The organism is Pseudomonas sp. S49 (genome assembly GCF_009866785.1).
In the GTDB taxonomy this organism is placed as follows: domain Bacteria; phylum Pseudomonadota; class Gammaproteobacteria; order Pseudomonadales; family Pseudomonadaceae; genus Aquipseudomonas.
Window position 1 is genome coordinate 736,287 of record NZ_CP019432.1, and the last position, 13,252, is coordinate 749,538.

Genomic DNA, 13,252 nt, shown 5'->3' on the forward strand with positions numbered 1-13,252 from the left:
TTATTTGAGTTTTGTGCTTTTTGAAGTTGTCGCGCCGGCAGAATAACTTCGTCCAGGATTCTCTCAATGAATAAAGGATGAAGTCTGATGGGTGTCATGGAGCAATATGTCGGCGCGTTCAATTTTATTTCGCCTGATGAATATTCTGCGCTGAAGCGAACATTCAAGGCACTTTCCGGCTCTGCCGAATATGCAATGTTGGTAGCGCTTTACGAAAATGCCGGGCAGGCCACGAGTCTCACTGAAAAACTGCAAGTTGTAACACTCTTCCTGCAAAACCTTGAGCGCCTGTCACATCGCAACTCAGCGCCCGTGCCGGCGTTGATCAATACAGTTGAAGATAAACTACGAGACTATGCCAGCCGTTTGGTCGGCACTGTCAACATGCTCAGTGATGTACCCAGCCCGGTACCCGCAATCATGCACTTTGTCTGGGTGGGCGGCAGTGAAGTTGGCAATATCCAGCGCGATTACATGAATATCTGGCGCCAGGTGCTGGCTGCCGAAAATTACCAGTTCAATCTTTGGTATGACAGCGATGCATTGCTCGCTTTCGAAATGAATCGGGTTATATCCGACAGTGCCAGAGTAGATGCGATGGAGTCGGGCGGCGACACGCTGACCAGCCCCAGTGAGCTGGCAAAGATGATTGAAGATCGTGCGCGTGTATTGAAGCGCGAGATGTTTGAATACCTGCAACTACCGCAATGGCAAGGCCGCGCTGATCAGGCCCGGATCGATTTGATGGTGCGTGCCTACGGCAAGGACCGCGCAACGCTGGAAGCCTTTCGTCAACGCTGTTTGCAAAGCCATCAGCAAATGGCCGGCACCGATTTGCAGTTACGCGATGTCAGACGGGAGTTTGCCGGGCACTTTTTACAGGATGTCTATCAACGCGAAGTGTCCATGCGCGGTAACTTTGCAGCAGCCAGCGATGTTGTGCGCTTGCAGGCCGAGTATCTGGAGGGCGGTCGTTACACTGACATGGATTACTTGCCGCCGCTGGCCGACAAACCGGGCGGAGTCGACATTAGCGGTTTCAGTGACGAGCAACGACTGGGCGTGTTGCAGCTGTTGCTCAATCATGACGAAACCTTGATGCCGGGGCGCGACCGCCTGCGCTACACCGATCACACGGATACGTTGCCAGGCACCGATCTGGATGCACTGCTGGCCTTTGCCCGCAGCAAACCCGGCGTCGAGCATATATTTGTCGCGCCGCGTGAAGACCACAGCCCGCAACACGGTCTGCGAATGGGCGCGCAATTCAGCCGAGAGATGAACGCTTATCTGCTGGCTCACCCGCAAAGCGAGATGACGCTCGCGGTCATGCAATTGATCCGCTTCAACTATGACTGTCTGCAAGCCGTTGAACAGTCGGCAATAGCATCGTCGATAGACTGGTCACAGACGGAGCGATTGCTAGATGTAATTGAAAACGTGATGAACGAGAAAATCGCGCAGGGGCAACTGACACGCACGCTGCAGGATTTTCTGGGTAAGTTGAGCGAGTCGATTTTAAGTTACTACCGCGATGGCATTCGCGTCGGAGCGCGCGGCACCATTGCGCTTACCGGCCCCGGAGCGGCAGTCACCGGATTGAAAAACCATGTCGAGACTCACCTGCTGCCGGACAACGAGGTCACGGTTCAGGAGCGCCTGCGCCTGGCGGAGGGTTACAACGTCCAGACCGAGGAGGAGGCGATCTCCGGTTGGACCGTTAATGACGACGAGGCGCAGTGGCTGGCCAAAGAGCAGGAACAGTGGAAAGCCGGCAAACTCAAATCGCGGTATACCGGCCAACTGGCGGATCTGCTTCAACCGCAACAGACGCTGACGTTCAAACAAGGCTGGCCCGTGGTCGGCGGTAAACCGGTGCTGTTGACGGCAGTCCTGCAACAATTGATGGATGATCTGGGCGAACCCTTTGTGCGCGCCATGAGGGACAAGCTGAGTGGTGAGATCACCTTCACCAAGGCCTTTTCCATCGGTTTTGATAATCGTCAGTTGATCCTTGCGCAACCTGTGCGCGCACTGCCCGTTTCCCAAGGCGCGGAATCATCGAGCAACCTCAACGAACTGTTCAGCCGCATTGCCCATGACTCTTTGCCGCTTGAGCAACTGAGCCCGTTGGTGCGCGTCATGCTCGGGGGCATTTTCGGTGCGACAAGTCTGGACGACGCCAGCTTCACCGAAGTCTGGAAAACCGTGCGCGACCTGGCTGTTGAAACCGATGGCGACGGCACGTTCGCCCGTTATGACGCGGTGGAAAAAGCCGTTCGCCAGCGACAATCGCGCGGTTTCGAGACCGGGCTGGCGCGTGTCGAGGCGGATGGCCTCCTGACGGCACGCGAACTCAAGGTGCAGGCACTGTTTGAGCCGCTGACATTGCGGCAATGGGGCGAACGTATCGGCCAGATCAATCGCACGGCGCAGGGTGAGTACCGTTCGCGGATTCTCCAGCGCAGTGCGCAGGTGCGCGAGATGTTCGTCGAGGCCGGCGCGACCTCGGCCCGGCAACTGTCGCAGGATTTGCTGATGCACACTGCCAGTGATCCTGGGCGTCGGTGTTATCCGCTGGCATTGCTGATGGGCGCAGCGGTGGCTGCCGGCGAGTCAGCCGAACGGACGCTGGTGGGACATGTCGCCACGGCCAACGTCAACCATCAGGAACCGAGTTCACTGGCTTTGCTCAGTGCGTTGAACGAGCTACGGGCCTTGCCCGGCAGTGCCATCGGTGAATCCCGCGGCTTGCAGAGTCTGGACACGATCATACAGACACTGGAGGCGCAAACGGCGTCCACGGTCTTCTTGCTCGACACCGGTGATCACGCCTTGCTGGTGGCCAAAGTGCAGGCTGGAGACCAGTTCGTCTACCGCTTCTATGACCCGAACTTTGCCATTTATGCGTTCGCCAAAGGCGCACAGGTGAAGCTCGGCGTTGAGCGTTATCTGAGCGCAGGCGACAGCGCATTGGCGAAGTTCTACGGGCTGGGCGATATGGCCGCAGCGCGGTTCAACGTGATCGAGTTGAACACTGTGGCGATCGCCGCCCGCAAGCTATCGAGCGGTTTGCGCCTGGACAGTTTTTTGCGCCTGCCTTCGAGTGATTCAGGCCGTGTCCCGGTCTGGGCAAAACAAGCCGTGGCGCGCCAGCGTTCGCTCAGTGAAAACGCGCGGATGGGCGCCAGCCTGGCGCAAATGGATGCGCGCTATTGGGCGCAGGAGTTTGCTCAGGCCACGCAGCAGTTGCGCAGTGAACATTCGCTCGGGCGGGAATATTTGCCTTTGCTGGAAACGCTCAAACCGCAGGCGGACGGTGCTTATTCGGTGACGCTGGTCGATGCGCAGAACCGCCATCCAGCGCGCACCGTCAGCACAGCGGACCCGCGCTTCACTCAGCTCAAACAGCATCTGCAGCAGAGTGTGAAGGCAGGCAACCCCAGTGGTCCGGCGGAAGCGGATGGCGGCAGTCGCTTGAGTTTCGCCTTTGCGATCCAGACGCTGATCAGCGAAATGCGTCATCGCGAATACCAGGCCGGTGATCAGGTGCCAAGCTTGTCGATCGCGCTGCAAGTACAGGTCTACGTCAGCTATGCGCAGTTGGGTTTTGGCGTGGTCAGCGATACCGCACAGATGATCAACCTGGTGCGGCAAGCGCTGGCCAGTGAACAGGCGCTGCTCTTGCGCCAGTCGTCGTTGTCTGGCCGGGTGCTCGGTCGCGCGGCAACCGGGGTTGGTTTTGCGTTTTCGCTGGTCAATATCGGCTTCGATATTTACAACCTGTCACTGGCGGACAATCACGAGCAGCGCTCGCGCTTCTCCACGTCCCTGGCATTCAACACAGTGGCGTTGGGATTGGACATTGCCGCATTGGCAGCAGGCGGAACAGTAGGGGCCGCCGCAGCTTTTCTGTCTGTGCCATTGCTCGGCATCGGCATCGGCGCCACTGCCATCGCCAGCAATCTGGGGCAGATTGCCGACAAGGCAACGGCGGTCGGCAATCACCTGCGTGCCATCCACAATGCCTACCAACCGGGCGCCTTCACTGTGGAAGAGGGGGTGTTGCAGTTCCCGCCGGAAGCCGTCATCACCCACCTGGATCTGCAGGACCGGCAGGTGCGCTTTGACAGTCAGCGATTTTATCCGTGGGGCGGCGGTGCACTGGAATTGCCGCAATACAACGATGATCCCAGGCAGATACACCGTTCCCTCAATATTCGGCACGCGTTCGGTCTCCCCGAGAGTGCAGCGCTGAACATTCGCAAGGCTGCTGCGCCTCATACCGTGGTGTTGCCGTGTACGCCGCTCTGCTATTACGGGTACGAATATCAACTGGGAGGCGCGGGCTACGTCTACGAGCCACTGCCGGGAGAGCAGGTCGAGCCTCGCGACACCAGTGAAATACCTGGGCCAGACTGGTACTCGTTGTTCAATCCATTCACGGCATTGACCGACACGCTGAAGACCCATATGGATGAGCGCATCCACACTCGCTATCCGCAATTGCGCAACAGTGTGGCGGACAAGCTGGAATACGACGAGCAGGGCAAACGGCGCTTTTATCTGCACAGTACGCCGTCGCTCAAGCACATCCTCTACAAACTGCATCCGGTCTATAAACCGACAACGATCAGCGTGGTGCTGGACGAGCAGGTGCGCCAACTGGCGGTGCCGACGTTGCCGATGGAGTGCCAGCAAAAGCTGTCCTACGAAATCAGCGCCACGTCAGACCGCTGCCAGCTTCGTCTGACGCCGGGGTTGAAAACGGTGAAATTCAATGGAGCGACCCAATGGCTGGTGCATGCCCCTTGGGTCAGCATCGAGCAGGTCAGCTTTGATGACGTACCCAGGATGGATGACGGCGCCCCGCAAACGTACCTGGCGGGGCGTCAACTGACGGTCGACGGTATCGTGCTGTCGGCGTTCGATGGGCTGATCGAGTTGGCCGGGGGAGAGTTGTTTCAACTGGACTGGCAAGGCAATGCGCTGCACCTGGTTTCCATCACCCTGGGCGATGATAAAAACAATCCGCGTGATGTGCTTGCCCACCTGCGCAAACGAGAGAAGGAGATGCGCCTCGGCACGGGATACGTCACGCTTCAGCGGTTCAAGGTTGCGCTCAACCCAGCCAGCCTCGATGTGCGCACGACAGCCTTTTACGATGTCGCTCAAAAACGCTTGTTGTATGCGCGCGATCTGCCGGGCGAAGTCAATGAGGGCTTGATGCTGGGCGCCGCCAGCACGACTCATGCGTGGTTTTATCATCCCGACCATGCCACGGTCTGGCGCGTCGATGTGATCACTGCTTCGGTCGTCCATCGTTATCGGTTACTGAGCCTGGAACTCGGCACGAAAATCACCACTTTCGGGCAACTGGCTGACGGCACGCTGCGAGTCTCGCAGCAGTTGGTAGAACAAAAGTCCATGAATGTGCGCACGACGCTGGAGTTTCATCTGACCGATAGCGAAGTGACCCTGACGGACATCCACATGTGGTCGCCCGGTCTGGAAAGTTCTTTCCTCAAGCCGGAAGAGGGAACGCGAATCGCGTTTTTCCGCCATCGCCAGAAAAAGCACCGCCCCTACGCAGATGAAACACCAGGCATGGCTTCGCCGGTCACTACCTGGACTTACGCGCCCTATGTTCATGCCCGTGCCTGGTCCTTCGATCGGCTGCTTGAGCGAGCATGGATTGCCGCGCATCACGACAGGTACTTGCGCGCTGGCGCTGACAGTGAAGGGGACAGGGTGATGCTCATGCCGCGAGCGTCTGACCCGGCGGCTGCGCTGCTGTTTTACAGCCAGCAAAGCCAAATGCTCAGCCATGGCATCGAACTGCGCGACAACGTCTTCTGGCACAAGGCGCTGGCGAAAAACGTGATCGAGGTTACCCGTGTGGGTGAAAGCTACCTGGCCACTCAAAGCGACGGACGACTGTTCGAAATCGACCTCGGTGCCAAGGATGACAACTGGCTGTCCGAGCTTGATAGAAATGTTCTGAAGTTTGTCGGCCTCAGCCGGCATTGGCTGCAACAAAATCCGGATTGGCTGGCGGCATTACCGGCGCTTGCCAGGGAATACAGCAGCGCAGCCTTTGCGATCATCGGTTTGCGTGCCCAGCCGGGTCAGCCGTTTCTGGCTGCGTGGTGCGTTGATGAAAAGCTCGTGCTGATGGACGCAACGGCTAACCGCGAGCTCGCGTTATTGGGGCTGACGCCTGATCGGCAGGCCGTTTGGTTGCTTGATGCGAGCGCCGGGCAGCTTTGGCGCCAGACGCTGGTTTGCGTCGATACGATGCGCACGGCGTTTGGTAACGGCAGCGTATTGCTGCATCGCGAAGCCTTGCCCCAGGCTGAACAGGTCTGGTCGTCGTGGGCGTTCAGCGAAGTGCTGCCGCACGCAGACGGCCTGCTCGGGCGTACCCGTGAAGGTGTGACGCTGCTACTGCGGGATCAGCAACCGGCACGGATCATCAGCATGGAAAACCGATGGTCACACGCTCCAGGTCAGACGCCAGGGCAACTGCAGGAACGTTTGAAACGGCGGCTGGAAGGGCAGTCCCATGCCGCGTTTCTACCCATTGAAAATACCGGCAATCGTTATCAGTACTACGTTCCGATGCTTGATCGGCTGTTTGAGGTGTCCGCACGGGACGATGGACAATGGGCAACATTTCTCGGTACGCGTGATGCGGCCAATCCGCTACTGTTCGACCCCATTGACGAATTGCTCTTCAGTGCCGGAACGGTCGATGGCGTTTGGTTGCCGGGCAGTTATGCGCATCGTGACGAGGAAGTCATGGCGCTGGAATTGACTGATGATCTGGCCGAGGTACAGCCATTGCTTGCCGACGGCGTTGAAAGGTTGATTCTGACCTTCGGTTCGCGCACGGAAGGTTATCGGATATCGGCCGAAACCTGGCAGCGTCTGGATTGCATTGTTGTTGATGTGCGACGTCCATCCGAGGGGCGGGTGCCGGAACCTGGCTTGCTGGTGCTGGACGTGGCGGAGGGCGGGCATTTTCTGATGTCGCAGGTCGCTGGCCACCTGGTGCTGACCGACCCGGACAATGGGCACAGTCTGATCGTGCGCGGCGTCGAGGAGCAGGGTGAGTGCGAACTGGCTGTCAAAATGGCTGGCCGTCATTATCTGTTCGCACTCGAGCAGTGGTTGCAGGCTTTTGCGGCTGTGCAGGACGGTGACGCCATTGCCAGCCTGGCGGTGGTGGCTGAACATTTGCCCTGAGCGGTAAATTCATCTGAACAATAAAACGCCGCGGACATTGTCGTTCGCGGCGTTTTTGTTTTGGCAGTTAAACCGAGGTCGGGCGCTCAAGGCACCAGATAACCTTTGACCCCGGTAAAAATGATCTGCGCCGCCAGTGCGCAGACAAACAAACCCATCAAACGACTGACGATCTGCAAACCCTGATCCCCCAGAATCCGTTCGATGCGGTTCGACAGATACAGCACCACGCCCACCGTGAAACTGGCCAGCGCAATACTCATGATCGCAGTGAGCTTATCGTCCCAGTGCGGCTGGCTGACCCCCATCACCAGCAGGGCGCCGATGGTGCCCGGGCCGACGGTCAGCGGAATGGTCAGCGGCACGATGGTCACGTCCTGCTGCACGTTGTCGGCCTGCACCGCCGGTTTGCCCTGCGCCATGCCCAGCGCCGAAATGAACAGCACGCTGCCGGCACCGATGCGAAACGCATCCACGGTGATGCCGAACACATCGAAAATCACCCGCCCGAACAAATACAGCAAGACGCTGGAGACCAGCGTCGCCACCGCAACTTTCCAGGCCAGCCGCCGTTGCTCCTTGCGCGAGTAGCCACGGGTCAGGCTGATAAAGCAGGACAACACGAAGAACGGGCTGTAGAGCACCAGCATCTTCAGGTAAACGCTGAACAACATGTGGAGCATGGTCATGTCTCGCAGGGAAGGAGAATGGGGATGGAGTCTATCAGCGCTTTACGGGGTTGGGGTATCGACTTTTAGAATGCTGCTTGTTGTTGGGTTAGTTGTTTTTTTAGTTGCGCTTTTGATGGGTTTGGCAAGTAGTGTTACATGTTTTTGTTTGTCGGTTGTTGGTGGCTTTGGTTATGGTTGTTTTCGCAAGTTAATGAAGGCTTGCTTAAATGATGATAAGGAATTCAAAGTGAATAACCCAGTAATGCAACAACTCTATGTCGCTAATTGCATTAGTGCTTTGCAGCAATATGAAATTGATGAAGTTCCAACTATTCAAGCTCGTGGTGTTGCCTTGACCCTTAACTCCGGTGACGCCGTGGAAGCGCCGACAAAGGCGGCAGTTGTTGGCGAGGGGCTTTTGGCATTTTCTGCTCATCTGACGGATGACAATCGGACCGACGCACAAAATGCCTTTCTTTTCGCGACACTTGTCGCCAACAAGAAATTCCCGCTCGAAAGCCAGGGCCTGGAGTGGTATCTGCTGTTTCGCGAGGTCATGACCAACTCAGGCTGGACGCCTGTCACCAAGTACTACAACGATCTGGAGGTTGCGGGCACCAGCGTACGGATGGATAAACTGGTCCTGGAAATTCTCGGCTCGGTGGTAGCGGGTCTTGCGGTGCCTGGCCCTGCAACTGCGCTGATGCTGAAGACGGCGAGCGACGCCATCACCGCTCTGAAAAAACGTGACACCGCATTGACTCTGTATGAACGCAATCTGCTGAACCACGGCGTTGGTGGCATCACCGCTGGCGTCTGTACCGAAGTTAATGGCGAAGCCATCATGGCCGTCGGCGCTGTGCGTTTTCTGCGTCGCAATACTTCCACTAAAGTTATGTTTGTCGATGTAGATATTCGCAATGTGAAGTTGTACACCGGTGAAACGATCTTTGCCAAGAATACCGAAATTGCTGATAAGGCGCGCATGGCCATCAGGACTAAACTGGGTCTGAACGTTGTATCGAAAATCGAAGAGTATGAAGTCTGATTAACAGAAGAAGGGCAGTCATGGCGACTGCCCTTTTTTATTACGGAGGCCTGACATGAATGATGAATGTTTAATTTTGGTTGTCGGGGCTTGCGTGGTGATTATTCCCGATGGTGAGCGGCTGGAAGTTTATAGCGATCTGGTCAATTCGATTTTGCTGGCGCAACGGGTTGCCAATAAGAAACATGAAAAATCCCTGTCCCCGGATTGGTACGGCACGTACGTGAGTGTCCTTGATGATTTCTGGTTGCGCCATCAGAAGTCGAAGCAGACATGGCAGGTCAGCAATCCCGGAAATCAGTCCGCGCTGGAGTTTTTCAATACAGCGTTAAGCAATGATGCAATGCCTGAAACCCGAATAATGGGCGCAGTTCTGCAGCGAATGGCACACATACCGGGCGACGAACTCGCCATCCAGCGATTGCGCAGTTTCATGAAAATATCGGTTACGGCCGAGTCGGACAGCATGCCAGCGCCGTTGGCGAAGGTGCATCTACTGGTGATTGTTGCGAACGCTGCCGATGCGATCGCAAGCGCGTTTGTTGAGTTCGAGACGTCACTCGAGTTAAGCCAAAATCCATTTCAACAGTTGTATCAATGCGAAGAGGTTCAAGGCTTGGTCCATGTGCATCACGCCCGGGCAAGTCTGTCCGAAATGCGCTACAGCGGCGCGCGTGAAGCCATTGCCAGGAAAGTCAGGGACAAACTTGCGGACAGCGTGGCAGTGCTGAATCTGCCCAAGGAGATTACGGCATGAAGGACTTGATTACACCGCAGGCTGCGGTGGTGGGCGGCAGTGTCGTGGCGTTTGCCGGTGGCCTGCCTGCGACCCATCGAGATGATATCTACATGAGCACAGCCTATGCGCAAAGAGCAACGCGCGCGGCGTTCGAGGACGGGCTATCGGGGGACTGGTTCGAGTACTACAGGAATGTCCTGAAATTTGTCGGATGGGACGTGCCGAAACCGCAAACCTTGACTCCGTCGCGCAATAATCTGATGGCCGGTCAGGCAACGCAGCGTATCGCGGCGGTATTGGGTGAGCAGTTCGGCGAACCTATGCGGCGTGCGTTGCGGGTGATGGAACGTAACACATTGGCACTCAGGCTGTTCGAGTCCACGAGCCTGCGTGCCAATGTCGGATATTTTCAAATGATCCCCTGCGTGATGAGTGGCCCGAACAAAGTGGAAATGGGCATCTATCACCGTCAGTTCCAGATCGAGAGAGAGGCCAGCGGGTTTTTGTTCAGCAAGGATGAAACACTTGTCCACAACAGCGTTGAACAAATTGCGGCCATCACATTCAACACGCTGCATTACGCTCAGTTTCGCGAAAAGGTCAAAAACTCGGTCATCACCGGCTCTCTCAAATACCTTGATGGCCTGGAGATCTGATCGAATAACAATACGATCCTGCTCAGAAAGTCGATGCCGTCCGGTTTTGCTGGTCACGCTGGGCGACCCAGTGCTCGATCAATTCGCGCAATTGCGACAACTCGACCGGTTTGGACATGTGCCCATCCATCCCGGCCTGGCGCGCGCGCTCCTTGTGCTCGGCGAGAATGTGCGCCGTCAGCGCCACGATCGGCGTGCGAATGCGCTGGTTGCTGACTTCCCACGCGCGCAGTTGCTGGGTCGCCGAGAACCCATCGAGGATCGGCATTTCGCAGTCCATCAACACCAGGTCGTAACGCTGGGCCTTCATCGCTTGCAGCGCCTCTTCGCCGTTGGCAGCGGTGTCCGGTTGCAGGTTGAGTTTGCCGAGCATGCCGCGAATCACTTTGGTCGAAATCGTGTTGTCTTCGGCGACGAGGATGCGGAAGTCGCTTGGCACTTTGGCGGCCGTGGCCGGGGTGACCACTTGCGGCTGGAACACCACCTGGCCTTTGTTGCGCTGATTGAGCTCGTCGGCCAGGGTGGTTTTGAGCGTGTAGCCGGCCACCGGTTTGGCGAGGATGCGTTTGATCCCCGAGTTGCGCGCGATGATCTTGCTCGGCGCATTGCTGATGCCGGTGAGCATGATCAGCAGGATGTCATGGTTCAGGCTCGGGTCTTCCTTGATCTTGGCCGCGAGCTGCATGCCGGTCATGCCCGGCATGTTCTGATCGAGCAATACCACATCAAAATAGTCACGCAAGTGCGCCTTGGTGCGCAGCAGGGCCAGCGCTTCCTTGCCCGACGGCACGGCGCTGACATTAAGGCCCCAGGCACTGCACTGCTGCACCAGCACTTTGCGGCAGGTGTCGTTGTCATCGACCACCAGCACCCGCGCGCCTTGCAACGGGCTGTCGAGATCCGACGTCGGGTGTTCGAGGCGATCGGGATCCAGCGGCAGGGTCAGCCACAAGGTGCTGCCCTGATTGGCGCCGCTCTTGATGCCGAATTCGCCCTGCATCAAGCGGATCAGTTGGCGTGCGATCACCAGCCCCAGATTGCCACCCAGACGATTGGCTGAAAGGAAGTGCTTGCTGTGCAGCTCGGCGTGCATCAGCGCATCGCGCTCTTCCTGATCCATGGGCTGGCCGCTGTCCTGCACGGCAATGCGCAAACGCGGTTTACTGCTGCGCTCGTCGAGGGCGACGACGATCAGCACTTCGCCTTCGTCGGTTTTCTTCAGGGCGTTTTCCAGCAGGCTCAGCAGGGTCTGGCGCAGGCGTGTCGGGTCGCCGCTGATTACTCGCGGCACTTGTGGCTGGATAAAGCTGATCAGCTCGACGTTCTGTTGTTCGGCCTTGGCCCGGTAGATGCTCAGGCAGTCATCGATCAGGGCATTAAGGTCGAACTGCACGTCGTCCAGCTCGATCTGGCCGGATTCGAGCTTGGAGATGTCGAGGATCTCGTTGATCAGCGTCAGCAGTTCGTTGCCGGCGCTGTGGATGGTCTGTACGTAGTCGCGTTGCTTGACCGACAACGGCGTGCCCAGCAGCAGTTCGGTCATGCCCAGCACGCCGTTCATGGGCGTGCGGATTTCGTGGCTGATCTTGGCGAGGAATTCGGCTTTGGCGTTGATCTCGGCATTGCTCGCGGCGAGGTCGCGGCTGACGCTGAAGCGGCTTTCGGTGATGCTGCGCTGCCGCTCGCCCAGGGCGATGCTCATCAACAGACCGCTGATGCAGATGAACGCCATCAGGGTCATGATCAGGCCTTGCGGCGACACCAGCGTCAGGCCCAGCAGCGCTGGCAAGATGATCAGCGTGCCGATGTTGAACACCACCATCGCCGCGACGAACAAGCGCGCTGGGCGGTAACCCTTCTGCCAGTGATAGAACGCGACAAACAACATGCTCAGCCCGGCCAGCGCCACCAGTGCATAAGTGATGATGTTCAGCGGCAGGGTGTTGACGAACAACAGCAACAGGCTGCAGGTCACGATAAACAGGATATCGCCGATCAACAGCTTGTTCAGCGGGTGCGGGCCGAGCGGGGCGAAGAAGCGATAGGCGAACATCAATCCGGCCGGAGCGGTCAGCAACAGTGCCAGATAGGCGCCCGGCGTCTGCACCGCATGCCAGTTCGGCAGCCACGGGCCGGCGAGATTGAGCAGCAGCAACAGGCTGAGGCCCAACAGGCCTTCGCAGACCGCCAGCCACAAACTGCTGCGCGAGCGGGAATAGGCGTAGCGCACCAGGTTGTGCAACAGCAGCATGCCGAGGCAGCCGAACAATAAGCCGAAGACCAGCGTCTGATTGTGGTTGGCCGCGCTCATCACCGCCGATTGCAGGGTGACGTGCGGGCGCAACTGATGGTCGGAGACCATGCGCAGATAGACATCGAGGGGTTTGTCGCTCTGTGGCAACGGCAGCATGAAGTCGCTGCTCGGCAACGGCCGTTCGGCCTGCGGCTGGTCGGTGCCGGTGTTGCGTTGCTCGATCAGCTTGTCACCGTCGAGTACATAGAGATTGAGCTGTGACAGGTCCGGGGCGAAGATGCGCAGCACTTGTTCGTGCTTGCCCGGCGCCAGCCTGAAACGCAGCCACAAGGCGCCATCGGGCTCGGACGCGGTGAGGCGGTCAAGGTCGATGGGGCTGAATTGATTGGTGTAACGAGCGGAGCGGATGTCGCTCAGTTGCAGATTGCCCTGATCATCAAGCAATACCGACCAGCCACTGCCTTGCGCGGCCTGGGCCGGGAGCATGCAGAGCAAGGTCAGCAATGTGACGGTGAAGCTTATGGCAATCCTGAGCCAGCGCACGGCGAAATCCCTTCGTAGGTTGATGCCAGAATATAACGATGCGCGGCGGCGGAACAGCCCGGCGAGGAACGGTATCCCTCGCCGGACCTGAGG

General features: G+C 57.9%; 6 protein-coding genes. 4 read left to right on the forward strand and 2 right to left on the reverse strand.

The genetic code is table 11. From position 1 onward, the window contains the following. The first annotated feature begins 195 nt into the window (after nucleotides 1–195). A complete protein-coding gene (locus PspS49_RS03135; protein ID WP_238786323.1) occupies nucleotides 196–7,248 on the forward strand; it encodes a TcdA/TcdB pore-forming domain-containing protein in 7,053 nt (2,350 codons plus the stop codon). Nucleotides 7,249–7,334: 86 nt separating this feature from the next. Here the strand turns inward: PspS49_RS03135 and PspS49_RS03140 are convergent, their stop codons facing one another. After that, nucleotides 7,335–7,931 (reverse strand): MarC family protein, encoded by a 597-nt coding sequence (locus PspS49_RS03140; protein WP_160038064.1) that lies wholly within the window; start codon nucleotides 7,929–7,931, stop codon nucleotides 7,335–7,337. 4 nt (nucleotides 7,932–7,935) lie between these two features. Here PspS49_RS03140 and PspS49_RS03145 point away from each other — a divergent pair, with 4 nt between their 5' ends. The 3 genes from PspS49_RS03145 to PspS49_RS03155 are packed head-to-tail and all read left to right on the forward strand — an operon-like array spanning nucleotide 7,936 to nucleotide 10,362. Then, the gene (locus PspS49_RS03145; protein ID WP_238786324.1) at nucleotides 7,936–8,967 is read left to right on the forward strand and encodes a hypothetical protein; all 1,032 of its coding nucleotides are present in this window, start codon (nucleotides 7,936–7,938) and stop codon (nucleotides 8,965–8,967) included. 55 nt (nucleotides 8,968–9,022) lie between these two features. Further along, nucleotides 9,023–9,724, forward strand: a complete 702-nt coding sequence (locus tag PspS49_RS03150) for a hypothetical protein (RefSeq protein WP_160038066.1) — start codon at nucleotides 9,023–9,025, stop codon at nucleotides 9,722–9,724. Continuing rightward, the gene (locus PspS49_RS03155; protein WP_150750039.1) at nucleotides 9,721–10,362 is read left to right on the forward strand and encodes a hypothetical protein; all 642 of its coding nucleotides are present in this window, start codon (nucleotides 9,721–9,723) and stop codon (nucleotides 10,360–10,362) included. The genes PspS49_RS03150 and PspS49_RS03155 overlap by 4 nt, the downstream gene beginning before the upstream one ends. A gap of 22 nt (nucleotides 10,363–10,384) precedes the next feature. On the opposite strand, the gene PspS49_RS03160 is transcribed toward PspS49_RS03155, so the two are convergent. Continuing rightward, nucleotides 10,385–13,159: a hybrid sensor histidine kinase/response regulator gene (locus PspS49_RS03160; protein WP_160038068.1), complete on the reverse strand. Its 2,775-nt coding sequence runs from the start codon at nucleotides 13,157–13,159 to the stop codon at nucleotides 10,385–10,387. Nucleotides 13,160–13,252 lie beyond the last annotated feature (93 nt).

Bases quoted from the DNA above. Each gene is read 5' to 3' on its own strand.
- PspS49_RS03155 (WP_150750039.1), top strand. From the start codon at position 9,721: ATGAAGGACTTGATTACACCGCAGGCTGCGGTGGTGGGCGGCAGTGTC.
- PspS49_RS03150 (WP_160038066.1), top strand. From the start codon at position 9,023: ATGAATGATGAATGTTTAATTTTGGTTGTCGGGGCTTGCGTGGTGATT.
- PspS49_RS03135 (WP_238786323.1), top strand. From the start codon at position 196: ATGTTGGTAGCGCTTTACGAAAATGCCGGGCAGGCCACGAGTCTCACT.
- PspS49_RS03140 (WP_160038064.1), bottom strand. From the start codon at position 7,931: ATGCTCCACATGTTGTTCAGCGTTTACCTGAAGATGCTGGTGCTCTAC.
- PspS49_RS03145 (WP_238786324.1), top strand. From the start codon at position 7,936: ATGTCTCGCAGGGAAGGAGAATGGGGATGGAGTCTATCAGCGCTTTAC.